Source organism: Rhodoferax antarcticus ANT.BR (assembly GCF_001938565.1).
GTDB classification, from domain to species: domain Bacteria; phylum Pseudomonadota; class Gammaproteobacteria; order Burkholderiales; family Burkholderiaceae_C; genus Rhodoferax; species Rhodoferax antarcticus.
In genome coordinates, this window is record NZ_MSYM01000008.1 from 278,213 (window position 1) to 302,861 (window position 24,649).

General features: G+C 61.0%; 26 protein-coding genes. 7 read left to right on the forward strand and 19 right to left on the reverse strand.

What is annotated here, in order from left to right; all coding sequences use genetic code 11:
- Window positions 1-51 precede the first annotated feature (51 nt).
- Window positions 52-1,875 carry a B12-binding domain-containing radical SAM protein gene (locus BLL52_RS06270; RefSeq protein ID WP_075585829.1) on the forward strand — a complete coding sequence of 608 codons (1,824 nt, stop codon included), beginning with the start codon at window positions 52-54 and terminating at the stop codon, window positions 1,873-1,875.
- A 248-nt stretch (window positions 1,876-2,123) separates the two neighbouring features.
- On the opposite strand, the gene deoA is transcribed toward BLL52_RS06270, so the two are convergent.
- From deoA to BLL52_RS06330, 13 genes are all read right to left on the reverse strand, one after another.
- Window positions 2,124-3,446, reverse strand: a complete 1,323-nt coding sequence (gene deoA / locus BLL52_RS06275) for a thymidine phosphorylase (RefSeq protein WP_241839033.1) — start codon at window positions 3,444-3,446, stop codon at window positions 2,124-2,126.
- A gap of 5 nt (window positions 3,447-3,451) precedes the next feature.
- Window positions 3,452-3,973 (reverse strand): YbhB/YbcL family Raf kinase inhibitor-like protein, encoded by a 522-nt coding sequence (locus tag BLL52_RS06280; RefSeq protein WP_083633821.1) that lies wholly within the window; start codon window positions 3,971-3,973, stop codon window positions 3,452-3,454.
- A 129-nt stretch (window positions 3,974-4,102) separates the two neighbouring features.
- Window positions 4,103-4,909, reverse strand: a complete 807-nt coding sequence (gene deoC / locus BLL52_RS06285; RefSeq protein ID WP_241839035.1) for a deoxyribose-phosphate aldolase — start codon at window positions 4,907-4,909, stop codon at window positions 4,103-4,105.
- A 271-nt stretch (window positions 4,910-5,180) separates the two neighbouring features.
- Window positions 5,181-5,975 carry a purine-nucleoside phosphorylase gene (locus tag BLL52_RS06290; protein WP_075585831.1) on the reverse strand — a complete coding sequence of 265 codons (795 nt, stop codon included), beginning with the start codon at window positions 5,973-5,975 and terminating at the stop codon, window positions 5,181-5,183.
- On the reverse strand, window positions 5,972-6,421 hold the full coding sequence (gene cdd / locus BLL52_RS06295; RefSeq protein WP_075585911.1) for a cytidine deaminase: 450 nt from the start codon (window positions 6,419-6,421) through the stop codon (window positions 5,972-5,974). The genes BLL52_RS06290 and cdd overlap by 4 nt, the downstream gene beginning before the upstream one ends.
- A gap of 49 nt (window positions 6,422-6,470) precedes the next feature.
- Window positions 6,471-8,024, reverse strand: a complete 1,554-nt coding sequence (locus BLL52_RS06300; RefSeq protein WP_075585912.1) for an acetolactate synthase large subunit — start codon at window positions 8,022-8,024, stop codon at window positions 6,471-6,473.
- Between the two features lie 34 nt (window positions 8,025-8,058).
- A complete protein-coding gene (locus BLL52_RS06305; protein WP_075585832.1) occupies window positions 8,059-8,358 on the reverse strand; it encodes a type II toxin-antitoxin system RelE/ParE family toxin in 300 nt (99 codons plus the stop codon).
- Window positions 8,355-8,675 carry a ribbon-helix-helix domain-containing protein gene (locus BLL52_RS06310; protein ID WP_075585833.1) on the reverse strand — a complete coding sequence of 107 codons (321 nt, stop codon included), beginning with the start codon at window positions 8,673-8,675 and terminating at the stop codon, window positions 8,355-8,357. Before BLL52_RS06310 ends, BLL52_RS06305 begins: the two co-directional genes overlap by 4 nt.
- Before the next feature lie 106 nt (window positions 8,676-8,781).
- On the reverse strand, window positions 8,782-9,645 hold the full coding sequence (locus BLL52_RS06315; RefSeq protein ID WP_075585834.1) for an ABC transporter permease: 864 nt from the start codon (window positions 9,643-9,645) through the stop codon (window positions 8,782-8,784).
- Between the two features lie 103 nt (window positions 9,646-9,748).
- On the reverse strand, window positions 9,749-10,639 hold the full coding sequence (locus BLL52_RS06320) for an ABC transporter permease (protein ID WP_075585835.1): 891 nt from the start codon (window positions 10,637-10,639) through the stop codon (window positions 9,749-9,751).
- The gene (locus tag BLL52_RS06325) at window positions 10,626-11,780 is read right to left on the reverse strand and encodes an ABC transporter ATP-binding protein (RefSeq protein ID WP_075585836.1); all 1,155 of its coding nucleotides are present in this window, start codon (window positions 11,778-11,780) and stop codon (window positions 10,626-10,628) included. The genes BLL52_RS06320 and BLL52_RS06325 overlap by 14 nt, the downstream gene beginning before the upstream one ends.
- A gap of 140 nt (window positions 11,781-11,920) precedes the next feature.
- Entirely contained in the window at window positions 11,921-12,136 is a 216-nt protein-coding gene (locus tag BLL52_RS21320) for a hypothetical protein (protein ID WP_241839036.1), read from the reverse strand.
- 18 nt (window positions 12,137-12,154) lie between these two features.
- The gene (locus tag BLL52_RS06330) at window positions 12,155-12,988 is read right to left on the reverse strand and encodes an extracellular solute-binding protein (protein WP_241839038.1); all 834 of its coding nucleotides are present in this window, start codon (window positions 12,986-12,988) and stop codon (window positions 12,155-12,157) included.
- A gap of 214 nt (window positions 12,989-13,202) precedes the next feature.
- Between BLL52_RS06330 and BLL52_RS06335 the strand changes: the two genes are divergently transcribed.
- Together BLL52_RS06335 and BLL52_RS06340 are read left to right on the forward strand one after the other, a co-directional pair.
- Window positions 13,203-14,018, forward strand: coding sequence for a TIGR00266 family protein (locus BLL52_RS06335; RefSeq protein ID WP_075585913.1), 816 nt, complete (start codon window positions 13,203-13,205; stop codon window positions 14,016-14,018).
- A gap of 76 nt (window positions 14,019-14,094) precedes the next feature.
- The gene (locus tag BLL52_RS06340; RefSeq protein ID WP_075585837.1) at window positions 14,095-14,712 is read left to right on the forward strand and encodes a ParA family protein; all 618 of its coding nucleotides are present in this window, start codon (window positions 14,095-14,097) and stop codon (window positions 14,710-14,712) included.
- On the opposite strand, the gene BLL52_RS06345 is transcribed toward BLL52_RS06340, so the two are convergent.
- The 3 genes from BLL52_RS06345 to BLL52_RS06355 form a co-directional block, all read right to left on the reverse strand.
- Entirely contained in the window at window positions 14,706-14,996 is a 291-nt protein-coding gene (locus BLL52_RS06345; RefSeq protein WP_075585838.1) for a type II toxin-antitoxin system RelE/ParE family toxin, read from the reverse strand. The genes BLL52_RS06340 and BLL52_RS06345 overlap by 7 nt on opposite strands.
- A complete protein-coding gene (locus tag BLL52_RS06350; protein ID WP_075585839.1) occupies window positions 14,984-15,274 on the reverse strand; it encodes a CopG family ribbon-helix-helix protein in 291 nt (96 codons plus the stop codon). Before BLL52_RS06350 ends, BLL52_RS06345 begins: the two co-directional genes overlap by 13 nt.
- Window positions 15,275-15,417: 143 nt before the next feature.
- Entirely contained in the window at window positions 15,418-18,450 is a 3,033-nt protein-coding gene (locus BLL52_RS06355) for a DNA topoisomerase III (RefSeq protein WP_075585840.1), read from the reverse strand.
- Window positions 18,451-18,505: 55 nt separating this feature from the next.
- Here BLL52_RS06355 and BLL52_RS06360 point away from each other — a divergent pair, with 55 nt between their 5' ends.
- Genes BLL52_RS06360 through BLL52_RS06370 form a run of 3 tightly spaced genes read left to right on the forward strand, consistent with a single transcriptional unit; the run spans window position 18,506 to window position 20,604 of the window.
- A complete protein-coding gene (locus BLL52_RS06360) occupies window positions 18,506-19,000 on the forward strand; it encodes an SET domain-containing protein (protein ID WP_075585841.1) in 495 nt (164 codons plus the stop codon).
- A gap of 6 nt (window positions 19,001-19,006) precedes the next feature.
- Window positions 19,007-19,819: a biotin--[acetyl-CoA-carboxylase] ligase gene (locus BLL52_RS06365; RefSeq protein WP_075585842.1), complete on the forward strand. Its 813-nt coding sequence runs from the start codon at window positions 19,007-19,009 to the stop codon at window positions 19,817-19,819.
- Window positions 19,820-19,845: 26 nt separating this feature from the next.
- Window positions 19,846-20,604 carry an SPOR domain-containing protein gene (locus BLL52_RS06370; RefSeq protein WP_075585843.1) on the forward strand — a complete coding sequence of 253 codons (759 nt, stop codon included), beginning with the start codon at window positions 19,846-19,848 and terminating at the stop codon, window positions 20,602-20,604.
- Window positions 20,605-20,642: 38 nt separating this feature from the next.
- Here the strand turns inward: BLL52_RS06370 and BLL52_RS06375 are convergent, their stop codons facing one another.
- From BLL52_RS06375 to BLL52_RS06385, 3 genes are all read right to left on the reverse strand, one after another.
- Window positions 20,643-22,097, reverse strand: a complete 1,455-nt coding sequence (locus BLL52_RS06375) for a sensor histidine kinase (RefSeq protein ID WP_075585844.1) — start codon at window positions 22,095-22,097, stop codon at window positions 20,643-20,645.
- An 85-nt stretch (window positions 22,098-22,182) separates the two neighbouring features.
- Window positions 22,183-22,857, reverse strand: a complete 675-nt coding sequence (locus BLL52_RS06380) for a response regulator (RefSeq protein WP_075585845.1) — start codon at window positions 22,855-22,857, stop codon at window positions 22,183-22,185.
- Between the two features lie 70 nt (window positions 22,858-22,927).
- Window positions 22,928-23,401 carry a MarR family winged helix-turn-helix transcriptional regulator gene (locus BLL52_RS06385; protein ID WP_075585846.1) on the reverse strand — a complete coding sequence of 158 codons (474 nt, stop codon included), beginning with the start codon at window positions 23,399-23,401 and terminating at the stop codon, window positions 22,928-22,930.
- A 154-nt stretch (window positions 23,402-23,555) separates the two neighbouring features.
- Here BLL52_RS06385 and recA point away from each other — a divergent pair, with 154 nt between their 5' ends.
- Entirely contained in the window at window positions 23,556-24,638 is a 1,083-nt protein-coding gene (recA, locus tag BLL52_RS06390) for a recombinase RecA (protein ID WP_075585847.1), read from the forward strand.
- The last annotated feature ends 11 nt before the right edge of the window (window positions 24,639-24,649 follow it).

Sequence of the window (24,649 nt, forward strand, 5' to 3'; positions counted from 1 at the left end):
TCAATAAAATAGCTATCAGCGCTTATTACATAAGGGCTAGAGACCTAAAACATGCATAAGCCTGCCAACGGTGCCCGCATCGTTCTGGCCATGCTGAACGCCCGCTATATCCACGCGTCGCTGGGTCTGCGCTACCTGCTGGCCAATTTGGATAGCCACGGCAGCGCCGGGCTGCGGGCGCAGGCAGTGCTGCGGGAATACACGATTGCGCGGCCAGCGCATGAGGTGGTGGCAGACTTGCTGGCCACGTTGGACGCGGCCAGCACCGCCTCCCCCACTTCAAGTGCGTCACCCGCGTTAGCCGGTCAAACCGCTTCAGCCGATCAAGGCGCGGCGACCGATCCAGCCGGTTCTAGCGTTCCGGCCGCGTTAGCCGGTTCTACTGAGCCAATAGCGGATCTGGCAGCGCGACCAGCACCCAAGCAAATCGTCGGCTTTGGCGTGTACATCTGGAACGTGACGCAAACTCTTGAAGTGATTCGCCTGCTCAAAGCCGCACGGCCTAGCGTGATCGTGGTGCTGGGCGGGCCCGAAGTCAGCTATGAAATCGATCAGCAAACCATTACCAAACTAGCCGACTTCGTCGTCACCGGCTGGGGCGACGTGAGTTTTGCGCGGCTGTGCCGCGCGCTGATCAACGGCCCACAGCCCTTGATGCGAGTTATCCCCGGCGTGCAACCGGACCTGGCCGACATCTGCCTGCCGTACCTGGAATACAGCGACGCGGACCTGGCGAACCGCCTGCTGTATGTGCAAGCCTCGCGCGGCTGCCCGTTCAAGTGCGAGTTTTGCCTGAGCGCGCTGGATAAAACCGCTTGGGCCTTTGCGCTGGACCGCGTGCTGGCCGCGCTGGACGCGCTTTACCAGCGCGGTGCGCGCAACTTCAAGTTTGTTGACCGCACCTTCAACTTGAAGATTGACACGGCGGTGCGCATCCTGCAGTTTTTTCTGGACAAGTTGCCACGGGATTCTGCGGTGCTTGATGGTGACACCAACGCTGGCGCACGCCCGGATGGGGATGCGCCTCACGATCTAAACAGCGCGGACAACCGGCAGCTCTTTCTGCACTTTGAAGTTATCCCCGACCACTTGCCCGAGCGCCTGCGCGAGCACTTGGTGCAATTTCCGCCCGGCGTGTTGCAGCTAGAAGTGGGCGTGCAAAGTTTTAACGAGCCAGTGCAACAAACCATGTCGCGCCGCCAAGACAACGCCGCCACCGACGCCAACCTGCGCTGGCTGCTGGCGCACACCCACGCGCACCTGCACGCCGACCTGATCTTTGGCCTGCCCGGCGAGACGCTGCAAAGCTTTGCCGACGGTTTTGATCAGTTGCTGGCTATTGGCCCACATGAAATTCAGTTGGGCATTTTGAAGCGCCTGCGCGGCGCGCCCATCGACCGCCACACCGTCACCCACGGCATGGTGTATCAAACCAAGCCGCCCTACCAGGTGCTGCAAACCGGTGTCATCGACGCCGACACCGTGCTGCGCTTTACCCGTTTTGCGCGCTATTGGGACGTGCTGGCCAACGCCGGGCGCTTTGCGCAGACGCTGGCGCTGCTGCTGAGCCAAGCGCCGGGGCCGTCGCCGTTTTGGCGCTTTTGGGCTTTGTCCGAGCGATTCTGGCAGCACTTGGCCACCACCCACGGGCTCACCCCCGAGGTGCTGGTAGATGCCCTGTTTGACGACCTGAGCCAGCATCTGCCGCCCGAGTTGGTGCGTCAAACCCTGCTGGCAGACTACCTGGCCAGCGGCGCCCGCGCCAACCCCCGTGCTTTGCAGGGGCTGCTGCCCAGAACAGCACCCGCACCCGTCAAAGTCGCCCGACTGCTCGCCACTCGCCAAGAGCGGCATCGCATGCTGCTATCAGATTAGAAGCGTTAGACGCTTGTTGTTATTGGGCTAGGGGCTGATTTGGCTTCAAACTGTGGTGCAGCGATGCTGAGCAGGGCGGTTGTGGCTCAAGATAATGAACCGCAACCTAAGTCCTTGTTGGTAAACAGAATTGTCAGAATTTCAATTTCGTTATCTTGACCAAAAGACAATGAACCACTGTGTGGACCTTCAGCCTAGCCGAGCCACAAGCCGATTCTGGGCCTGCCATTGGTCACATTGCGTGCCACTCATGTTATGCGCCTGACCAGCACCGGCGACAGCACCGGCGGTGCATCGCCAATGTGAATCAGGGTCAGCAAGGCCTCGCGCGCGCGCTCGGCAGAGGCGCGGTCGGCGGCATGGACGACGCACAGCGGCTCGCCCGCTTGCACGGGTTGGCCGGTCTGGGCAAAGTGGCTAAAGCCGACGCGCGGGTCGATGGGGTCGCTGGCCTGGCGCCTGCCGCCGCCGAGTTCCACCACAAGCAGCCCAATGCCGCGCGTGGCCATGCCGCTAACGCAGCCGCTGCGCGGTGCCTCTATGGTTAACTGCACCGGTGCGCTAGCTAGGTAATGCGCGGGTCTGTCGGCAAAGTCGGCCGGGCCGCCTAGTGCAGAGACCATGCGTGAAAACTGCTCTAGCCCTTGTCCACTCTGCAAAGCATGTTCTATCTTTGGTAGCGCCTCAATGTCGTCTGCGGCCAGGCCGCCCATCACCAGCAGTTCGGCGCTTAAGCGTCGGGTCACTTCCAGCTGGCGTGGCTCCGTGGTGGCGCCCTTGAGAAAAGCCACCGCCTCCAGCACCTCCAGCGCGTTGCCCGCGCTATGGCCCAGCACCTGGTTCATGTCGGTGATCCAGGCGCGGGTGGGCAGGCCCGCGCCAATGGCTACCTGCACCAGCGATTCGGCGAGTGTGGTGGCCATGTCCAGCGAGTCGGCAAAGGCACCGTTGCCTACTTTCACGTCCATCACCAGGCCTTGCAGGCCGGCAGCGAGTTTTTTGGACAGGATGCTGGCGGTGATCAGCGGCACCGATTCCACCGTGGCCGTCACGTCGCGGATGGCGTAGAGCCGCCCATCCGCCGGGGCCAGATCGGCGGTCTGACCAATGATGGCGCAGCCTGCGGCTTGCAAGGCACGGTGCAGCGTGGCCACATCGGGCGTGGCGTTGTAGCCGGGAATGCTGCCCAGTTTGTCAAGCGTGCCGCCGGTGTGGCCCAGGCCGCGGCCGGAGATCATCGGCACCACGCCGCCGCAGGCCGCCACCAGCGGGGCCAGCATCAGGCTCACTTTGTCGCCTACGCCGCCGCTGGAGTGCTTGTCCAGAATCGGGCCACGCAAATTCGCTTTTGACCAGTCCATGACCCGGCCTGAGTGGGTCATGGACTGCGTGAGCGCAACCGTCTCGTCGCGGCTCATGTCGTTCAGGAACATGGCCATGGCGAGCGCCGCAGCCTGGCTTTCACTCCACGAGCCATCGACCAGACCTGTGACGAAGCTGTCAATGTGCGAACGCTTGAGAGCGTGGCCGTCGCGTTTGATGCGGATGATTTCCTGGGCGAGCATGGGCATGTCTTTCAGCGGCCGTATGTGGCGGTGAAGCTGGTCTTGTCGATCAAGTTGTCACCCAACCCTTTGTTGAGCACAAAAGAATACAGCGAGGGTGTGCCGGTTTTGGGGATGCCGCCAGCTTTTGCCAGGTCGTCCACCGCCAGCGCGTAAAGCATGAAGATGTAGCGATGCGGCTTGTCGGCCTCAGGCGGGCACGGGCCGCCATAGTTGCCGTTGCCACCGGTAGCGCCGGTGTCCAGATAGTCGTTAGCGCCGCCGTAAGCCGGGGCGGGTAGCTTTGCGGCTGTGTTGCCCGCGCCTTGCGCCAGCGAGGTGGCGGTGGGCGCGATGCCGTACACCGTCCAGTGCCAGAAGCCCGCGCCGGTGGGTGCGTCCGGGTCAAACACCTGCAGCGCCAGCGATTTGGTGCCCGGCGGCACGTTTTGCCAAACGAGTGCGGGCGACACATTGCCGCCCTTGCAACCAAAGCCGTTCAGAACAAACTTGTCGGCAAAGGTGCCCATGGCCAGGTCCGGGCTGGACAGCATAAACGGCCCCTTTTGCGCATGGGCGGCCCCGCCAGGGAGGCTCAAGCTGAGTGCGGTGGCACAAAAGACGGTGGAAAACAGGCGGTTCGGCGGCAAGTTTATGGCGGGTCTCCTGGTGGTTGAAGTTATTCAGTAGTTGCTGGCGGGCGCCACGACTGGCGCGCCGGACGGGTCCAGCACCGCTTTAATATCGTTCAGAAGGCTGCTGGCGCCAATGCGAAAACGCTTTGGGTTCAGCGCTTGCACACCCAAAATTTGCTGAACGAGTGCGACATAAACCATCGCTTCCTGCACCGTTCGGATGCCGCCTGAGGCCTTGAACCCCACCGTTTTTTCGGCCACTGGGCCTGCGGCAATCGCTGCCAGCATGACCTGCGCCGCCTCCAGCGTGGCGCTGACCGGGGTTTTGCCAGTGCTGGTTTTCAGAAAGTCAGCCCCGGCTTGCAGGGCCAGCTGGCTGGCGCGGTGGATCATCGTGGGGGTTTTCAGTTCGCCGGTTTCCAGAATCACTTTCAGCAGCAAGCCGGGGCAGGCGTTGCGCACCGCCGTCAGCAGTTGGGTGACGGCCTTGTCGTCACCGGCTAAAAGCGCCTTGTACGGCAGCACCACATCCACCTCTTGCGCACCGGCTTGCACGATTTGCAGGGTGTCTTGCACCGCAGAGTCCACATCGGTGTTGCCATGCGGAAAGTTGGCCACCGCTGCCACGGCAACCGAGGCCGGCAACTGCGCGCGGGCATAGGCGGCCAAGTGGGGCCAGACGCAGACAGCTGCCACCGGGCCGAATGGGCCTTGGGCGCGCTGGCAGAGTTGGGCAACATCGGCTTCGGTATCAGCGTTGTTGAGGCTGGTGAGGTCCAGGCAGGCCAGGGCGATGCGGGCGCTGATCTGGAGGTCATCCAGGTTTGGGTTCATCTGCTGTGCCTTATTGGTCATGTTGCAAATAATCATACGTTGTGGTGCTAACCCGCGCAGCGGCAGTCTTTGACGGCCTCCTCATACTGGGGTACCAGAAATCGTCTGCCGCCAAAATCAGCCACTGCGCTTACCGTGACTGGGTCTGCGAAGGCCAAAAAATGTAAAAGCATCGCAGGCCAATCGACAAATTAGGCCCACTGACTGCTGACTCCTTGTTTACCTCAAAAGCCGCTCGCCCGCCCACGAACCTGGCGAACTGACGTGCTAGAACTTAAAGGCTATCGAACCCTCAAGGCAAGGCAGCAATGATGTCGGCCAGCAAGCAACTGGCCTGCGCGCTGCCCTGCTGCGCTTGGCTCAAGGTGTGTGCATGGCTTAGCTGCTCGTTGGAGAGGCCCGCGCCCAAGTTGGTGATGAAAGACAGCGCCAACACACGCAGCCCCAAGTGCCGCGCCAGAATGGTTTCAGGCACGGTGCTCATGCCCACCGCGTCGGCCCCCAGCAGTTGCGCCATGCGAATCTCTGCCGGGGTTTCAAACTGCGGCCCCAGAAACCAGGCGTAGACGCCTTCAAAAAGCGTAGTGCCTTGTGCAAGCGCTATAAGGGCTGCAAGCCGATTTAGCTCTTGATCGTAAGCGTTGACCATGCTCACGAATCGGTCGTTGCCAGGTAACGCCTCCAACGGCGAGCGCTGCGCCAGGTTCAGGTGGTCGGTGATCAGCATCAGGCTTTGTGGCGGCATGTCGGCGCGCAGGCTGCCTGCGGCATTGGTTTGCACCAGCGTGTGGCAGCCCAGCGCTTTGAGCACCTGCAGCGGCCAAACCATGCCGTCCACCGCACCGGTTTCATACCCGTGGCTGCGCCCGCTCATCACCGCCACCGGCTGGCTGCCAATGTGCCCCAGCCAGAGGGTGCCGCCGTGCCCATCGACACTGGGCTGCGGAAAACCATTCAGCTCGACATAGGGAATTTGGACCGGGTTGCTGATGTGCTCGGTCAAACCTGCCCAGCCGGAGCCAAGCACGACGGCAATGCGTGGCTGGAGTTTGGCGGCGCGGTCGGTAAGGAAATCAAGGGCGTTCATAGGGCGTCATTTAGAGTGTTGAGATGGTCGGGGCCGAAACTCTCGGGCAGCAGTTGCGCCAAGGTATAGCTCGGGCCGATATGGAGGTCATTGGCGCACACAACGGACATACCAGGCGCGCCAAATTCACGCAGTTTCTGCCTGCAGCCCCCGCAGGGCGTGGTCCATTCGCTATTATTTTTGCCACCCTGACCGACGACCAAAACAGCGTGTGCGCGTTTGCCGCCAGCCAGCACCATGGCGGCCAACGCGGCGGCTTCGGCGCACAGGCCCTCTGGGTAGGCGGCGTTTTCCATGTTGCATCCGGCGTGAATGCGGCCCTGATCGTCCAGTACGGCGGCGCCCACTTGGTAGCGAGAATACGGTGCATAGGCCTTGAGTTGCGCCGCGCGGGCCGCTAGCAGCAGGGCCTGCTGCTGGGTGGGGGTAGGAAGTTGGGTGCTCATGCCCTGCACTTTAGCCGGATTGAGCGCACCCGCACCTTGGCGCGAACGGTCAAACCGGGCAGACCACTTCAATCAGATGCGGCCCGCTCTTGGCAATGGCGACCTGCATTGCGGCTACAAAACCATCCACATCGGTGACCCGGTGGGCGGGTACGCCATGGCCTTCAGACAGCTTCACCCAGTCGAGCTGCGGCTGGGTCACATTGAGCATGCGCACCGCGTTGCGGCCCACCGCCGTCACACCCACGCCGACCAGTTCGCCACGCAGGATTTGATAACCCTGGTTGGCAAAAACGACTGTGATCACCTTGAGCTGCTCGCGCGCCATGGTCCACAGCGCCTGCAAGGTGTACATGGCCGAGCCGTCGCCGGTCAGCGCCAGCACCTGGCGGTTCGGGCAGGCAATGGCCGCGCCCACGGCATTTGGCAGACCAAAGCCAATAGCACCGCCGGTGGTGTGCAGCCAGTCATGGGCGCGTGCGCGGGCGCTTGGCGGCATCAGGTAGCGGGCCATGGTGATGCTCTCATCCACCACGATGGCATTGCCCGGCAGCAGATGGGCCAGCGCCTGCCCGATGCGAGTCAGGTCCATCACCCTGCCCGAAGGCAGCTCGGGCAAGGCCAGCGGCAGTCGGTCGAAATCGTCATTCGCGCAAACGCCCAGGCAGTCGGCCAGCACGCCTAGCGTGTAGCCCACGTCCATGCTGCGGCTGCACAGGTCGTGAACCGCGGTGCCCGCTGCTTCCGGCAGGCTGGGTTTGCCCGGATAGGCAAAAAAGTTGGTCGGCCGCTGCGCCCCCACCAGCAGCATGTGCCGCACATCCTTAAGCACAGCCGCGTTCTCGTCCACGCCATAAGCCAGCCGCTCGAAAGCTACTGCCCCCACACCGCGACGAATGCGGCTGGCCAAATAGGGCGCGATCAGCCGCGCGCCGGTCTTTTTGGCGATGCGCGCCGCCAGCGGCCCGAGTTCGCCGTGCAGGGTTGGGCCATCCACCAGCAGGGCCGCGCCCGACAGTTGCAGCGTGTGTGCGGCGGCGCGGATGCGGGCCAGATCCGGGCGGATCAGCGCCGGGGTTGACACCCGCGCAGCCGACCCCTTGGCGGCTTGCCATGCCGTGTTGGCGGGCAGCACCAGCGTCGCCAACTGGCCGTTGTGCGCGCGTGCTGCCGCCATGGCGTGCGCGCCGTCACTGGCGACGTTGTTGGCATCGGTGCTGACGCGGGTCCAGTGGGCAATGGCCCGGCTCAGCGCAGAAATGTCGCCCTTCAGCGGGCTTTCATACGCCATGTGATGGGTGGCGTGGTCACCGACGATGGTCAGCATGGCGGAGCCCGCTTTGCGCGCGGTGTGCAGATTGGCAAAGCCGTTGCCCAGGCCGGGCGACAGATGCAGCAGCGTGGCCGCAATATCGCCCGTCATGCGAAAGTAGCCATCGGCCGCACCGGTGGCGCCGCCTTCAAACAGACACAGCACGCAGCGCAGGTCCGGGTGCGCGTCCAGCGCCGCGACAAAATGCATCTCAGACGTGCCAGGGTTGGCAAAACACACTTTCATACCGCCGCGCAGCAGCGTTTGGACCAGGGATTGGGCACCGTTCACAGCAAACACTCCTATCGGCAAATTGCCAGACAAGTCATTGAACTTGCGGGTAATCCAACTCGCGCTGATGCCGAACCCGCAACACCAGCACGAGATCAAAAACCTCGTCGAATTGGTAAAGCGCAAGGTAGCCCGATGCACCACGTGAAATCACCAATTCGCGCAGTCCGTCTCCAATCGGGCGGCCAATTTTTGGATGCAACTGCAAAATTTCCAGCGCTTTGAGAACAATGTCAACGGTAGCAAACGCATGCTCTGGCGCCGTGTCTAACAAGAATTGCGTCAAACGTTCAAGGTCTGTGCCGGCCTCGGCGCTGAGAAGCCAGCGGGTCATGTTTTTTCGCAAGGCAAGCTCTGACCAATGGCGTCTGTAAGCGCTAACGTCTTTGGCTTAACTGCACTTGCATCGCCATTGGCTTTGGCGCGAATGTAGGCAGCAAATTCTGCACCGTCATAGACCTGCCCGGTGTGCTTGACGGTAGACAGCGCTTGCAGGGCATCAGCGACAAACTGGTCATATCGGTCAGCAGACTCGACCGCCGTCTCAATCGCCTGCGCCATCACAGCATGCGCTGTCAGGCCTCTGCGTGCCGCCAACTCAACCACTTTAGCCTTGGTACTGGCTGGCAATTTGACTGAGACGAGGGGCATGATGAACTCCTTGAAAACGCAAGCGTTGAGGTATTAACATGTTAACACTTGAGAGTCTATGGCCTCTTGCCGAACTTGCCGCCATGTCGAGCATGGCGAAGATCGCTCATGACGAAGGGCCGGCTTTCGAGCCTCGCAGCAGGGTCAGCGCAAGCACAGCGGAGGCCGCCATCAGCAGCAAACTTACCGCGTTCAACACCGGCGTGGCGCCTTCACGCATGCGGCCATACATCATCACCGTCAGCGGCGAGTCGGAGCCGACCAGCATCAGCGTGGTGTTGAAGTTCTCAAAACTCATCAGGAAAGAGATCGCCGCCGAGCCGATCAACGCCGGCCTCAAGTACGGCAGGGTGATGGTCCACAACACCGCTAGGCGTGACGCGCCGAGGTTGTAGGCGGCTTCTTCCAGCGTGATGTCAAAACGCTTCAGGCGCGCGGTGATGGTCAGCGTGGCAATCGACACGATGTACGAAAACTGCCCGAGCACCACCAGCGGCAAGCCGGGGCGCAAAAACTCCAGTTCCAGGCCCCACAGGTCATCGGCCAGGTTGGCAATGCGGCTGGCAAACGCCAGAATCGAGATGCCCAGAATCACCCCCGGAATCACCAGCGGTGCCAGCATCAGCAAACTCAGCGCCTGTTTGCCGCGAAACTGGGTGCGCTCAATCAGAAAGGCGTTGGCCGTGCCCACCAGCACCGACAGAATAGTGACCCAGCAAGCCACCACCACACTGGTCCAAGCGCTGCCAAGCAGCGCCGCATCGGCAAACAGCCCGGTGCGCCCCGACCCGTCACGGCCAAAAAACCAGTCCAATGTGAAGCCCCGCCACGGCGGTGCAGGGTAAGGCGCGTCGTTGAAGGCAAACACCGCCACCACCACCAGCGGCAGGAACAGGAACGCAAAAAAAGCCACACCATAAACGACGGTGCTGGCGCGCAACCACAGCGGGCGGGGCAGGGAGGAGATCACCGTGCATCTCCACAATCTTTTAAGTGAAATTGGCCTCTAGCCCAATCAATACGTGCGCTAACAGCTATTGATTCAGGAGTCACCAAGAAGTGAGCAAGCTGGATCATGAGCGCTGCATCACTTCGCCAAACTTCTGCCCGCTGAGCTTCAAACCCACCCAGACGATGGCCGTGCTCAAACCCAGCAGCAAAAAGCCAAACGCCGCACCCTGCTCCCAGTTGAAGCGGGTGATGAACTGGGTGTAAATCTGCTCGGTAAACCACTGTGAGTTTTTGCCACCCAAAAGGGTGGGCGTCAGGTAGTTGCCCAAGGTGAGCATGAACACCACAATGCAGCCCGCCACAATGCCCGGTGCGGCGTGCGGAATGATGATCTGGCGCAGGATCGACCAGCCATTGCCACCCAAGTCATAAGCCGCTTCGATCAGCGAGTCGTCTAGGCTCTCCAGCGCACTGATCAGCGCAATCACCATGAACAGCATCGAGGTGTAGACCAGCCCGACCAGAATGGTGGCGTCGTGGTAGAGCATCTCGACCGGCGCCGGCGTCACACCCAGCCAAACCAGCAGCGCGGGCAACACGCCGGACTCGCGCAGCAGAATCATCCAGCCCAGCGTGCGCACCGTCTCGCTCACCCAGAACGGGATCAGGCACATCACCAGCAGCATGGATTTGGACTTGCCTTTGATCAGCTTGGCAATCGTCCAGGCCATCGGAAACGCCATCAGCAGCGTGATGGCGGTGGCCACAATCGACATCAGCGCGGTGCGCATGAAGGTGTGCCAGTACAGCGGTTCCTCAAAGAAGGTACGAAATTGCGCCAGGCTGGGCTCGTAAACGCGCGGCGCCACACGCGCCCGTAGCGACAAGATGCCCAGCTCCACATGCGGCAGCACAATCAGCCCGAGCAACCACAGCAGCGCCGGCGACAGCAAGAGCATCAGCATCAGCCGCGCAGCGTGCCGCGAGGGGTTGGCAGGGTCAGCTGAAGACATGCTCGTCGGCCGTGGTATCTGCGGCAAAACATACCGCGCGCTGCGGGTCGAAGCCGAAAGACACGGTTTCACCCACTGTCAGGTCGGCAAACTCGCCGGTTTGCGGCAGCGCAATGCGGAACTCGGTGTTGGATTGCGCCTCGTGCAGCAGCACCGCCGAATTGGCCCCGTCAAACAGCAAACTGTCCACACGGGCGGTGAAATGGGGCAAGCCTGCATCCGTCAGTGTGGCGGCCTGGCGCGCCAGACGAGCCACTTCCGGGCGAACGAAAGCTTCCACCGCGTCACCCGCGGCAATCTTGCCAATAGCGCGCGCCGGCATCACCAAACCTTGTGCGCTGGTGACGGTAACGATGCCACCCTTGACTTCGGTAGCGCGACCCGCCATGCGGTTGTTGGCACCGACAAAACCCGCCACAAACGGCGTTTGCGGCTCGTAATAAAGCTGTTGCGGTGTGCCCACCTGCTCAAAGCGGCCATGGTTCATCACCGCCACATGGTCACTCAGCACCAGTGCTTCGGATTGGTCGTGGGTGATGTAGACAAAAGTAGTGCCGAAAGCGGCCTGCAACTGTTTCAGCTCAATCTTCATGTGCTCGCGCAGCTTCAAATCAAGCGCGCCCAGCGGCTCATCAAGCAGCAGCAGCGTGGGTTCGAGCACCAAGCTGCGGGCAATCGCCACGCGCTGCTTTTGCCCGCCCGAGAGCTGGTCGACCCGTTTTGCCTGCGCACCGGGCAGGCTCACGCGCTCCAGCATGTCGCCCACGCGCCGCTTGATCTCGTCTTTGGCCACGCCTCGGCGTGCCAGGCCGTAGCCGACGTTCTCGCCCACGCTCATCATCGGAAACAGCGCCAGGTGCTGAAACACCATGTTCACTGGGCGCTTGTTGGGCGGCACGCCGCGCATGGCTTTTCCGCCGATGTGAATCTCGCCCGAGTCGGCTTCCAGAAACCCGGCAATCATGCGCAACAGCGTGGTCTTGCCGCAGCCCGAGGGCCCCAGTATGGAAAAGAAACTGCCGCGCGCCACCGAGAACGACAAATCGTCCACCGCGCGGAAAGCACCGTAGTGCTTGGCCACGCAGGTGGCTTGCAGGTCAGGCTGCGCCGTATTTGGCGCAGCAGGTGTTGTTGTATTCAAAGTCGATGTGTTTGTGCTTCGGCACCGCGTGTAGGAGACAAGCAATTTCCCGCCGGGCCGCCCCAAGGGTTCTCGAAGAGCGGCGGAGCCAAATTAGCCTTCGCGGGGGGAAAGAGGACACGCAGTGCCGAACGTGGGGGCTAGTTCGCCGCTTTGATGCGGTCCAGCACCCGGCCTTCGATTTCTTCCAGTCCAGCAGGCACAGCCGGGTACCACTTGACGTTTTTCAGGGCGGCTTCAGGGAAGCTGGCAGCAAACTGCGCCTTCAGCTTGGCATCCATCAGCTTGTCGGCGCCTTTGGAGGCGGTGAATTGGCCAGCAGCGGTTCCCACTTTGGCAGCAATTTCAGGACGCATGTTGAAGTTGATCCAGGCTTAGGCGGCAGCATCGTTTTTGCCTTTGGCCGGAATGGCATAGGCGTCAATCCAGCCCAATGCACCCGATTTAGGGGCAATGTATCTGAACTCATCCTGTTGCGTGTTGAGCTTCCAACCACCTGTATCCCAGGCCATCGCGCCAACGATTTCGCCCGAAAGAAAGCCATTGACGACCTGGTCTTTGTTGTCCCAATAAAAACGCAGGTTGCTCTTGCAAGCAATCATTGTCTTGCCAACTTCATCCATCAGGTCGCCATAGGCTTTAGGGTTTTTGTAAAGCGCAAACGGGTCTTTGCCGGATGCGAAAGCAAACGCCAGCAGGGCTGGGCGCTTCAGACGCAAGGTGGTTTTGCCTTTGAATTCAGGTTTGCATAGGTCAGGATAGTCGTTCATCTTGGCCAGTTTGGTGTTGACCACCAAGCCATCGGTGCCCCAGATGTGCGGCAGGCCATACACCTTGCCGTCAATGGTTGTGTTCTTCTTGGTGGCATCCAGCATGGAAGGGATGAACAGATTGGTTTTGATCTTGCTCAGGTCCATCGGTTTGTAGATACCGAATTCGGTTTGCGGGCCATTGATGCGGTCTTGCGAGGGCTGGACCAGATCAAAACCAGCGCCACCGGTGGCGCGCAACTTGGAGATCATCTCCTCGTTGTTGGACAGGGTCAGCTCGACTTTGTAACCGCTCTCTTTCTCAAATTGCGCCACCACATCAGCAGGCGCGTAGTCGGCCCAGGTGAGCAAGCGCAATGTCTTTTCCTGGGCTTGGGCCAAGCCAGAGAAGCCCAGCGCCACAACGGCAGCAGCAAGAAGGGAGTAACGAAGTTTCATGGATCAGTCCTTGAGGTTGGTGAAGAAAACTCGTGCGAAGCTGCGAATGCGCCCCGGGCAGAGACTGGGACAGTACGACAACCGCGTGACAGTTTAGTGTCACATTTCATTGCGGACAAGGCAGCAGCCTGGCAACACCAAAATCGTTGAAAAACTTGCTATCGTTGAGCTTGCCCCAGGCGCAAGGCGTGGGCTTTATTTTCAGGAGATGAAGATGGCGATGGACGTGGTGGACTACGAGATTTTTGGCAACGAAATGCAATACGTCGAGGTCGAGCTCGACCCCGGCGAGGCCGCGGTGGGTGAAGCCGGGGTGATGATGTACATGCAGGCCGGTATCCAGATGGACACCGTGTTTGGCGACGGCGCCCAGCAAGGCGGGCTGTTTGGCAAGCTCATGGGCGCGGGCAAACGGCTGCTCACCGGTGAAAGCCTGTTCACCACCGTGTTTCTGAACACCGCCACCAGCAAGCAGCGCGTAGCGTTTGCCGCACCCTACCCCGGCAAAATTGTCCCGATGGATTTGCGTGCGCTGGGTGGCACGCTGATCTGCCAGAAAGACTCTTTTTTATGCGCCGCCAAGGGCGTGTCGCTGGGCATTGCGCTACAAAAGAAACTCGGCGCTGGCCTGTTTGGCGGTGAAGGCTTCATCATGCAAAAGCTCGACGGTGACGGCATGGCCTTCATCCACGCCGGTGGCACGCTGATGGAGCGCACCTTGGCCCCGGGCGAAACGCTGCGGGTGGACACCGGCTGTGTGGTGGCGTACCAGCCGAGTGTGGACTTTGACATCCAGTACGTGGGCAAGATCAAGTCGGCGTTGTTTGGTGGCGAGGGGCTGTTTTTTGCGACGCTGCGTGGCCCTGGCAAGATCTGGCTGCAGTCGCTGCCGCTGTCACGCCTGGCCAACCGCATCATCCTGTCGGCCCCGGCAGCGGGCGGCAAATCGGCAGAACAGGGTTCAATGCTGGGCGCGGCTGTCATTGGCGGCGGCCTACTCGGTGGCTTGCTGGGCGGCGAGAGCGATTAAGCGCAAGAGTTATATGCTTTTTAGGCCTCTAGCCCTTTAAGAATAAGCGCTAATAGCTATTGAATCAGGAGTATTTATGTCAGTGATCGCAGTTGCTAATCCGAAGGGTGGCGTGGGCAAGTCGACGCTTTCCAGCCAGATTGCGGGCTACCTGGCGTCGCAGGGCCATCCGGTGATGCTCGGTGACATAGACCGCCAGCAGTCATGCAAGCTCTGGCTGTCGCTGCGGCCAGCGTCTGCACGGCCCATCAACAGCTGGGAGGTGAACCGCGACGAGCTGGCCAAGCCGCCCAAAGGCACCACCCATGTGGTACTGGACACGCCAGCGGGTCTGCATGGCAAACGGCTGAAAGAAGTTTTGAAACTGGCCCACAAGGTGGTGGTGCCGCTGCAGCCCAGCGTGTTTGACATCTTTGCCACCAAAGATTTTCTGGACGAACTCAGCGCCAGCAACCAAGCTGCCAAAACACAGATCGGCATCGTTGGCATGCGGGTGGACGAGCGCACCCGCGCCGCCGAGCAGCTGCGCCAATTTGTCGAGTCGACCGGTCTGCCGGTGCTCGGCTACCTGCGCGACACCCAAAACTACGTACAACTCGCCGGCCGAGGCCTGACCGTGTTTGACCTCACGCCTGAACGAGTCGCCCGCGATTTGGCGCAATGGCAACCGATTTGCGACTGGTTGGATCAGTAGCCCAGTTCTTTTTGGTGCCGCACCGCCAGAATCACAGCGGTTTGGCCGTCAAAGTGGTACAGCGCGATGTAGCCGCTGTCGCCAAAGTCAATCATCCACTCCCGGTAATCTGCAGGAAACTCCTCTGCTGGTCGGCCTACGCGTGGTTGCAGGGCCAGTGTCCTAACACCTTGGCGGATGGCGGTTACGGCGCGTTTGGCAGCATCAGGACTTTTGGTGACTAGAAAATGGTGAAGTCGCTGCAGATCCAGCAGTGCTGGTTGCGACCAAATCAGACGTGGCATGCAGGTGGCTCCACGTCCTCGCCCGCCTCAAGTTTTGCCAGCCAGGCGTCCGCTTCTTCCTGCGTGACATGCAGCCCCGACGCTTGGTAGGCCTCCCAGGCTGCGATACCGTTTTGCCGATAGGCTTCCAGCTTTTCCTCGCGCTCAATGTATTGCTGGATGGCTTCGCGCATAAGCCAGTGCGTGGTGCGCCTGCGTGAAGTTGCCAGACGGTCGATCCGGCCACGCGTTTCCTGATCCAGCTTGACGGACACCGGTCGGGCAACGATTGCGGTCATGAAACGTGCTCCTGAGGTTATTGAAAGGTATTACTTTACATGACTTCCGGGCGGGAGCCCTGCGAGCCGCGTGCTGCAACCGTGACAGTACGAAGGGAGGTGGTCGCGGTTCATGACCACCTCGAGCTAGGCGACAGTCGGCTTTACCCCAGATGCCTGCCCACAATGCCCGCCAACTCAAACATGCTGACCTGCGGCTGGCCAAACACGGCGAGCAGCTTGGCGTCGGCGTTGATGGCGCGTTTGTTGGTGGCGTCCTGCAGGTTGTTGGCCTTGATGTAGTCCCAGAGTTTTTTGATGACCTGGGCGCGGGCGATGGGCTCAGCGCCAATCACCGCTGCCAGCGCCGCGCTGGGGGTCGAGCCTGCACCGGCTGCCGGGGCTTTGCGTGGGGTTGTGGCGACGGTTTTGGCGGCGGCTTTCTTGGCTGCAGGCTTGGCTGCGGCTTTGGCTGAAGTTGTACCCGCTTTTAAGCCTTTTATGCCTTTAGCCCCCGTCCCACCTGCGCTAGTAGCTGCAGTTTTAGTAGCAACTGCAGCACGTGTCAAGGGTGTGGCAGCGGTCTTGCGTGGCGGGAACTTGCTCGGCGCAAACTCAAAGTTCACCTTGTCAGCGGTCGCGTCCCAGACCAGCATGGCCTTGAAGGCGCGCCGCGTGCGCATGCTGACAAACTTGTCGAGCAAATCGGTTTTGCCAGTGGCCAGCAGCTTGTGCATCTGCTCGCGCTCAATGGGTTGCTGCAGGATGATCTGGCCGGTTTTGAAGTCGCAGCTCGGGGTTGGTTGCGCGTCGGTGGGCACCGACTTGCCGCAGACATAGTTTTTGCCGTGTTCAAACACGGCCGAGCCACATTTGGGGCAGGCACCCAGGTTGGTTTGCTCGCCAAAATCCACCAGTTCGCCAGATTCTTCGCCCTTTTTGTCATCGCCAAAGTCAAATTCAAGTTTGTAATTCTTGGTTTCCTCGTCAAACTTGATGACCATCTCGGCGGTGAAAGGCCAACCGGCCTTGGAGCGAAAGCCGTCCAGCGGGCCAATCTTCTTGTCGCGCAGAAATTGCTCCACCTCAGCTGGCTCAAAGGTGCGCCCAGCGGGGGTTTTGCCAAACGAAAACCCGCAGCCGTCAGTTTGGCCATCCAAGCCGGTGCAGGCGTAACGGCGGTAGTTTTCCTTCACCACGCCGGCGCAGTTGGGGCAGGGCGAGGTCAGCGTGGCGTAGTTGCCGGGCACGGTGTCGCGGTCGTATTCCTTGGCTTTTTTGACGATGCGCTCGGTCATCGCGGCAATCTCGGCCATGAAGGCGGTGCGGCTGAGTTTGCCGTGCTCCATCTGGTTGAGCTTGTATTCCCACTCGCCGGTGAGTTCGGCTTTGGACAGCTCTTGCACCCCCAGACCGCGTAACAAGGTCATCAATTGGAACGCCTTGGCGGTGGGGATCAGCTCGCGGCCTTCGCGCAGCATGTATTTTTCGGAGATCAACCCTTCAATGATGCTGGCGCGGGTGGCGGGTGTGCCCAGGCCCTTTTCCTGCATGGCTTGGCGCAGTTCGTCGTCTTCCACCGTTTTGCCGGCGCCTTCCATGGCACCGAGCAGCGTGGCTTCTGAATAACGTGCTGGTGGGCGGGTTTTCAGGCCTTTGGCGTCGGCAGCTTCGGTTTTGACCTTTTCACCAGGGGCCACCGGCACCAGACTCTGGCCCTTGTCGCCATCTTTGGCGTCAGCCACTTCGTCGGCGGCTTCCTTGCCATAGATGCCCAGCCAGCCCGGACGCACCAGTACCTTGCCTTCGGTTTTGAAGTTGTGCGCGGCGCCAGCCGTTGCGACCGTCGAAATCCGGGTGGTGACCTGGTATTCAGCATTTGGGAAAAACACCGCCAAGAAACGTTTCACCACCAGGTCATACAGCTTTTGCTCTGCTTCTGATAGTCCGCTAGGCGCTTGCAGTGTGGGGATGATGGCAAAGTGATCACTCACCTTGCTGTTGTCGAAAATCCGTTTCGAGGACCGGATGTAGTTGTTGTTCAGCGCTGTCAACGCGTGCGGGGCCAGATGCCGCATACCGGAGTTGGCCAGCATCTCGAAAGTTTCTTTGACCACCGGCACATAGTCTTCAGGCAGCGCGCGCGAATCGGTACGCGGGTAGGTCAACGCTTTGTGGCGCTCATACAGGCTTTGCGCAATCGAAAGCGTGGTCTTGGCGCTAAAGCCAAACTTGCCATTGGCTTCGCGTTGCAGGCTGGTCAAATCAAACAGCAGTGGGCTGGCTTGGGTGGTGGGCTTGCTTTCTTCGGTGACGGTGGCGCTTTGGCCGCGCACAGCATCAGCAATGGCCTGCGCTTCGCGCTGGGTCCAGAGGCGGTCGGCCTTTTTCTCAGCGTCGTCGGCGTCTCTTTTGTGCTGGGGGTCAAACCACTTGCCCGGGTAATCACCCGCCTGGGCGGCAAAAGTGGCGTGAATTTCCCAGTAATCCCGGCTCATAAAGGCGCGAATCAGTTCCTCGCGCTCCACTACCACGCTCAGCGTAGGCGTTTGCACCCGGCCCACCGTGGTCAGAAAGAAGCCGCCGTCGCGCGAATTGAAAGCCGTCATGGCGCGCGTGCCATTGATGCCGACCAGCCAGTCGGCCTCACTCCGGCAGCGGGCCGCATCGGCCAGCGGTTGCATTTGGGCGTCGCTGCGCAGGGCTTTGAAGCCGTCACGAATGGCCTGCGGCGTCATCGACTGCAGCCACAAGCGGCTCACCGGTTTGCCCAGTGGCTTGGCGCCGCCGGCATATTGCTCGATCAGACGGAAGATCAGCTCACCCTCGCGGCCCGCGTCGCAGGCGTTGATGAGTTGGCCCACGTCCTTGCGCTTGGCCAGCTTCACCACCGCGTTGAGGCGGCTCTTGGTTTTGTCGACCGGTTTCAGGTCAAAGTGCGGGGGAATCACCGGCAGGTGGGCAAAGCTCCACTTGCCGCGTTTCACGTCATAGGCTTCGGGCGCCTGGATTTCCAGCAGATGGCCGACCGCGCTCGAAACGACATAGCTGTCGTTCTCAAAGTGGTCGTCGTGTTTGTCGAACTTGCCCGCGACGGGGGTCAGGGCGCGAACAATGTCCTGCGCCACCGACGGCTTCTCTGCAATCACCAATGTTTTGCCGACTGCTGCGTTTTTAGCGGAATCTGTGATTTTCATCTGAATACAATGCCTGTTCTTCGCGGGCGCACACGCGCACCCATACGAGTTCACGATACCAAATTTTTCCGACGTGTCGACAAAACCACCCGCAAAATCCCGCCGCATCCAGGCGCGCCGCTCCGGCATCCATGGCCGGGGGGTTTACGCCATGCAGGACTTTGCCGAAGGGGAAAGCATCGTCGAATACCTCGGCGAGGTCATTACCTGGGAAGAAGCCCAGGCGCGCCACCCGGCCGACCCGACCCAGCCCAATCACACCTTTTACTTCCATATGGATGCTGCGCGGGTGATTGACGGCGGCGTGCGGGGCAACTCGGCGCGCTGGATCAACCACTCCTGCGACGGCAATTGCGAGGCTGAAGAGCGCAAGGGCCGCATCTTTATTGTGGCGCGGCGCGCTATTGCCGCCGGTGAAGAGCTGCACTATGACTACGGGCTGGTGATTGAAGAGCGCTACACCCCCAAGCTCAAAGCCGAGTTTCCCTGCTGGTGTGGTGCAGAGTGTTGCCGTGGCACGCTGCTGGCACCCAAACGCAAAACGCGCTGAAACAAGATGAGCTTGCCCCAGCGCGCCTGGCACTGGCCCAGCGAAGACGTCTGGCAGGCTATCGAGCCGCGCCTGCCGGGTTTCACGGTGCAAGTGCTGCCCGAGTTGGATTCCACCAATGCCGAGCTGATGCGCCGCCTGCGCAGTGGCGTGACCGATCCGGTGTTGTTGATTGCCGAGCATCAAAGCGCAGGCCGTGGCCGCATGGCGCGGCAGTGGTTCAGTAGCGGCACGCCAGACGCTAGCGCGGGGCCGGGCAGTTTGACCTTTTCGCTGGGCCTGCCGATGGCCCCCAAAGACTGGTCTGGCCTGTCGCTGGCGGTGGGTTTGAGCCTGGCCCAGAGCTTGCACCCGGAGATTGCCTTGAAATGGCCCAACGACTTGTGGTGGCAGCGCCGCAAGCTGGCAGGCATCCTGATAGAAACCGCCAACGCCCGTACCGCCAATGCTGCGGGTGGGCGCTATGTGGTGATCGGTATCGGCCTGAACATCCAACGCCCAGGCGTGCCAGGATTGGCAACAGAGCCTGCCGGGCTGGCCGAATGCCTGCCGGGCATCCACGCCGGACAGGCGCTGAAGCAGCTGATAGGGCCCCTAGTGGACACCTTGCTGATCTTTGAACAACAAGGTTTTGCGCCGTTTCAAGCGGCATTTAATGCCCGCGATGCCTTGTCGCAGGTGGCGGTAACCTTGAGCGACGGACTGCAGGGCACAGCGCTGGGGGTGGATCAGGTGGGTGCTTTGCAAGTACAAACGGCGCAAGGCGTGCAGCGTGTGACCAGCGCCGAAGTCAGCGTGCGCATCGACGCGCGCACTTAAGGAGTTGTGATGCGTAGAGGGCTGGCATGTTGCGTTTAATTGTTCTGGTGTTAATCGTGTTGAACGTTGGCCTCTACGCCCGTGGGCAGGGCTGGTTGCTGGCCTATGGTTGGGGGCCAACGCCGCAGCGCGAGCCACAGCGCCTGGCGCAGCAAATTCACCCAGAGGCGCTGCTGATCCTGCCGGGCGTGGCGGCCTCTGCGCCTGCGGCGCCTGAGGTACCCGCTGAACCGCAAGTGCCAACGCCTGCAGCTTCAGCACCCGCTGCGCCAACATCGGCCCCCGAGCCCAAGACAGCGGTCTCCGCGCCCCAAACCACCGCCTGTTGGCAGATTGCAGACATCGAACCAGCCCAGGCAGACGCCTTGCGCGCGCTGCTGCGGCTCAACTTTCCAGAGGCTGTCTGGGTGCTCGATGAGCTGGGCCTGCCCGAGCGCTGGATGGTTTACATGGGCAAGTACACCAATCCGGATGAGTTGGCCAAAAAGCGCCAGCAACTGACTGATCTGAAAGTGAACTTTTCCGTGATCACCAGCGCCACCTGGGGGCCGGGCGTGTCGCTGGGCGTCTTCAGCTCGCAAGAGGGCGCCAACACCACCTTGCAGGAGTTAGCACGGCGTGGCGTGCGCTCAGCACGCGTGGTCCGGGAGCGCTCATCCAGTCAGAGTTACAGGTTGCGTTTGCCCACCATTAGTCCTGCGGACCAGCCTGTGCTGGAGGTGATCAATGCTGCATTGCCTGGCAAAACACTGGAAATTTGTCCTAGCCTGGCGGCGGCTCAGTAGCTTGCGCTGGGCGCAGACCCTGGCCCGGCGTCGTTGTATCAGTCCTGTGCTTCTTCTGGCAAGGTCACATTGAAGCGCACCACAAACCGGGATCCGGGCGGTGTCTGCCCGGGTTTGGTGTCCTCCAGGCTGACCCGGGCGCCGTGTTGCTGGGCAATTTCCAGCACGATCGGCAGCCCCAAACCAGAGCCATCCACCTCGGTGCCCAAGGCACGATAAAAAGGCTGAAAAATCAATTCGCGCTCTGCCTCTGGTACACCGGGGCCGGAATCTTCCACTTGCAGCACCAGCATGCGTCCAAACGGGTCGGTCAGCACCCGCGCGGTGATGATGCCAGGCGCCTCGAAGCTAGACGGGGTGTAGTTGATGGCGTTGTCGACAAGGTTGCGGATCATTTCCTTGATCAGCGTGGCGTTACCCTGCACCCTGACGCCAGGAGCGCCAGGCCGGGTGCCTTCGTAGCCCAAGTCAATGTGCTTTTCCAGCGCGCGGGGCACGCTGTCGCGCACCACCGACATACACAGCTCTGCCATGTCGCACACCGCGCGTGGCATGGCTGAGCCGCTGCTCTCGGCCCTCGCCAGTGACAGCAGCTGGTTCACGCTGTGGGTGGCGCGGATGCTGGCGCGACCAATCTGGCGCAGCGACTGCTTCAGGTCTTCGGCGCTGGCGCCTTCGCGCTGTGCCAGGTCGGCCTGCATGCGTAAACCAGCCAGGGGTGTCTTGAGCTGGTGTGCTGCATCGGCCAGAAAACGCTTTTGCGTGGCAATCGAGTCTTTCAGGCGCAGCAGCAGGTCGTTTACCGAGTCCACCAGTGGCGCAACTTCAAGCGGCACGGCTTGCGCGTCGATGGCGCTCAGGTCGTCAGGCTTGCGCGCGCGGATGCGCTCTTCCAGTTGGTTCAGCGGTTTGATGGCCTGCACCAGCGCCAGCCAAACCAGCAGCACCGCCAATGGCAGGATGACAAACTGCGGCAGCATCACGCCCTTGACAATCTCGGTGGCCAGCACCGACCGCTTTTCCAGCGTCTCGGCCACTTGCACCAAGGCAGGTTGGCTGCCAGCCACCGGCAGGCTGACCCAGATGTAGGCCACCTTCACATCAAAGCCCTTGATCACATCGTCGCGGATGCGCACCTCATCCAAGACCATTTTTTCTTCAAGGGGCGGCGCGGGTAGCTCGCGCTCGCCGCTGAGGAGGTTGCCGCGTGGCCCCCTCACCTGGTAATACACGGTGTCGGAGTCGTCGGCGCGCAGCAGTTCGCGCGCTGGACGCGGCAGCACGAACGCGGGCCGGTCGCCGCGCAGGGTGATGAGCTGTGCCATGGCGCGGGCGTTGTATTCCAGCGCCCGGTCAAAGGGCTGACCGGCAATGCTTTGCGCCACCAGCCAGGTCAGCACCAGACTCACAGGCCACAGCAGCAGCAGCGGCGTGAGCATCCAGTCCAGGATTTCGCCAAACAGCGAACGCTGCTCGCGCTGGAAGACGTTCACGAGGGAAGTGACCGGCGCAACTGCGAGGCGCCCCCTCTGGGGGGCAGAGCGCTACACGTCGTGAGCGAACGTGGAGGCCACATTCTTAACCTGGTATTTTTTCAAGACAGTAGCCCAGACCGCGCACCGTGGCGATGCGGATCGGGCCTTTTTCAATCTTCTTGCGCAGGCGGTGGATGTAAACCTCGATGGCGTTGTTGCTCACTTCTTCGCCCCATTCGCATAAGCGCTCTACCAACTGGTCTTTGCTCACCAGGCGCCCAGCGCGCTGCAGCAGCACTTCAAGCAGGCCCAGTTCTCGGGCAGACAGTTCCACCATCACGCCGTCAATGGTGGCAACGCGCCCGCCCTGGTCGTAAATCAATGGACCGTGTTTGATGGTGCTGCTGGCCGCACCCATGCCCCGGCGGCTTAGCGCGCGCACCCGCGCTTCAAGCTCCTGCAGGCTGAACGGTTTGGCCATGTAATCGTCGGCGCCATAGTCCAAGCCTTTGACCCGCTCTTCCACGCTGTCGGCAGCGGTCAGGATCAGCACTGGTAGCGTGGAGCCCCGGGCGCGCAGTTTCTTCAGGACTTCAAGCCCGTGCATTTTGGGCAGGCCCAAGTCCAGAATCAGCAGGTCGAATTCGGTGTTGGTCATCAGCGCGGCATCGGCCTCGGAGCCGCTTGCCACATGGTCGACGGCGGCGCCTGAGCTGCGCAGGGCCCGCAGCAGGCCGTCGGCTAGGACTTGATCATCTTCAGCTATCAAAATTCGCATCGTTGTCTCCTCATGATGGCCTGAGTGGCCGGCGACCGTGGCGGACCCGCTGGGTGCTATTTTGATTATTTTAGGCCGCGTAAGCTTCGAGTCCGATGGCAATCACGGTGGCCACTTCCGTACCCACTGCCGCACGCAACTCAGCCTCGGTTTGGGTCACGGCTTCTGCAAAGGCCTGCAGCCAGGCCAGACCCGTGGCGGTGAAGACCACCCGACGCGCCCGGGCATCTTGCGCGTCGCTCTGGCGCTGCACCAAGCCCCAGGCTTCGCACTGGTCCACCAGCTTGCCCATCGCCTGTTTGCTGACACCGGCGCGCTGCGCCAAATCGGTCAAACGTGAGCCGTCTAGCGCCAGATGCCGGGTGATGTGGATGTGCGAGGCGGTCAGGCTGCCGCGCGTCGCCAGGTTGGAGAGGGCCAGCGGCACTTGGTCATTGCCAGCCATGAGTTGCAGCACGCGGGCATCAAAGCGCTGCAGCGCCAGGGCCAACCAGTGGCCCAAATGCGCCTGGCGCCACCCGCTGTCGGAAAGTGAATGGGTCATGTTGCAAATAGTAAATCAAATTGACTAAAAATAGGCTATTTAGTTTTCAATATTGCTTATAGACTACTGTTCAAGCATCCAGCCTGTTGTTAAAACCAGAAAATGCGAAAACCTCAACCTTAAGCTTACGTCATCAACTTTCAGGAGAAGCCTCATGGACGCACCCGTTAAAGCCCCCACCCCCGTGAACGCCGAAAAAGCCAAAGCCTTGCAAGTGGCGCTGGCGCAGATTGAAAAGCAATTCGGCAAGGGCACCATCATGCGCCTGGGCGAAGGCGAGGTCATCGAAGACATCCAGGTGGTGTCCACCGGCTCGCTTGGGCTGGACATTGCCCTGGGCGTGGGCGGCTTGCCGCGCGGCCGTGTGGTGGAAATTTATGGCCCGGAGTCTTCCGGCAAAACCACGCTCACCTTGCAGGTCATTGCCGAGATGCAAAAAGTCGGCGGCCAATGTGCGTTTGTCGATGCCGAGCATGCGCTGGACATCCAATACGCACAAAACCTCGGCATCAACCTGCAAGACCTGCTGATCAGCCAGCCTGACACCGGCGAGCAGGCGCTGGAAATCGTTGATAGCTTGGTGCGCTCCGGCGCGGTCGACTTGATCGTGGTCGACTCGGTCGCGGCTTTGACGCCCAAGGCCGAGCTAGAAGGCGAAATGGGCGACAGCCTGCCCGGCCTGCAAGCCCGGCTGATGAGCCAAGCGCTGCGCAAGTTGACCGCCCACATCAAGAAAACCAACTGCACGGTCATTTTCATCAACCAGATCCGCATGAAGATTGGCGTCATGTTCGGCAGCCCCGAGACCACCACCGGCGGCAATGCACTGAAGTTTTACGCCTCGGTGCGCCTGGATATTCGCCGTACCGGCACCATCAAAAAGGGCGAAGAGGCCATCGGCAATGAGACCAAAGTCAAGGTCGTCAAGAACAAGGTGGCGCCGCCGTTCAAAACAGCCGAGTTCGACATCATGTTTGGCCTGGGCATCAGCCGCGAGGGCGAGATCATCGACATGGGTGTTAATGCCAACATCCTGGACAAGTCTGGCGCCTGGTACGCCTACAACGGCGAAAAGATCGGCCAGGGGCGCGACAACGCGCGTGAATTCCTGAAAGAAAACCCAGGCCTCTCGCGCGAGATTGAGAACAAAGTGCGGTCCTCACTGGGCATTCCCTTGCTGGCGGGTAGCGAGGTGCCCGCAGCCGCTGCCAAAGTTACAAGCAAAAAGGGCCTCTAACCCTTATGTAT

Excerpts from the sequence above, each read along its gene's own strand:
- BLL52_RS06270 (WP_075585829.1), top strand. The coding sequence starts at position 52 with ATGCATAAGCCTGCCAACGGTGCCCGCATCGTTCTGGCCATGCTGAAC.
- deoA (WP_241839033.1), bottom strand. The coding sequence starts at position 3,446 with ATGCCCATGCTCGCCCAGGAAATCATCCGCATCAAACGCGACGGCCAC.
- BLL52_RS06280 (WP_083633821.1), bottom strand. The coding sequence starts at position 3,973 with ATGCTGTCCAGCCCGGACCTGGCCATGGGCACCTTTGCCGACAAGTTT.
- deoC (WP_241839035.1), bottom strand. The coding sequence starts at position 4,909 with ATGACCAATAAGGCACAGCAGATGAACCCAAACCTGGATGACCTCCAG.
- BLL52_RS06290 (WP_075585831.1), bottom strand. The coding sequence starts at position 5,975 with ATGAACGCCCTTGATTTCCTTACCGACCGCGCCGCCAAACTCCAGCCA.
- cdd (WP_075585911.1), bottom strand. The coding sequence starts at position 6,421 with ATGAGCACCCAACTTCCTACCCCCACCCAGCAGCAGGCCCTGCTGCTA.
- BLL52_RS06305 (WP_075585832.1), bottom strand. The coding sequence starts at position 8,358 with ATGACCCGCTGGCTTCTCAGCGCCGAGGCCGGCACAGACCTTGAACGT.
- BLL52_RS06310 (WP_075585833.1), bottom strand. The coding sequence starts at position 8,675 with ATGCCCCTCGTCTCAGTCAAATTGCCAGCCAGTACCAAGGCTAAAGTG.
- BLL52_RS06320 (WP_075585835.1), bottom strand. The coding sequence starts at position 10,639 with ATGTCTTCAGCTGACCCTGCCAACCCCTCGCGGCACGCTGCGCGGCTG.
- BLL52_RS21320 (WP_241839036.1), bottom strand. The coding sequence starts at position 12,136 with ATGCGTCCTGAAATTGCTGCCAAAGTGGGAACCGCTGCTGGCCAATTC.
- BLL52_RS06330 (WP_241839038.1), bottom strand. The coding sequence starts at position 12,988 with ATGAAACTTCGTTACTCCCTTCTTGCTGCTGCCGTTGTGGCGCTGGGC.
- BLL52_RS06335 (WP_075585913.1), top strand. The coding sequence starts at position 13,203 with ATGGCGATGGACGTGGTGGACTACGAGATTTTTGGCAACGAAATGCAA.
- BLL52_RS06340 (WP_075585837.1), top strand. The coding sequence starts at position 14,095 with ATGTCAGTGATCGCAGTTGCTAATCCGAAGGGTGGCGTGGGCAAGTCG.
- BLL52_RS06345 (WP_075585838.1), bottom strand. The coding sequence starts at position 14,996 with ATGCCACGTCTGATTTGGTCGCAACCAGCACTGCTGGATCTGCAGCGA.
- BLL52_RS06350 (WP_075585839.1), bottom strand. The coding sequence starts at position 15,274 with ATGACCGCAATCGTTGCCCGACCGGTGTCCGTCAAGCTGGATCAGGAA.
- BLL52_RS06355 (WP_075585840.1), bottom strand. The coding sequence starts at position 18,450 with ATGAAAATCACAGATTCCGCTAAAAACGCAGCAGTCGGCAAAACATTG.
- BLL52_RS06365 (WP_075585842.1), top strand. The coding sequence starts at position 19,007 with ATGAGCTTGCCCCAGCGCGCCTGGCACTGGCCCAGCGAAGACGTCTGG.
- BLL52_RS06370 (WP_075585843.1), top strand. The coding sequence starts at position 19,846 with ATGTTGCGTTTAATTGTTCTGGTGTTAATCGTGTTGAACGTTGGCCTC.
- BLL52_RS06380 (WP_075585845.1), bottom strand. The coding sequence starts at position 22,857 with ATGCGAATTTTGATAGCTGAAGATGATCAAGTCCTAGCCGACGGCCTG.
- BLL52_RS06385 (WP_075585846.1), bottom strand. The coding sequence starts at position 23,401 with ATGACCCATTCACTTTCCGACAGCGGGTGGCGCCAGGCGCATTTGGGC.
- recA (WP_075585847.1), top strand. The coding sequence starts at position 23,556 with ATGGACGCACCCGTTAAAGCCCCCACCCCCGTGAACGCCGAAAAAGCC.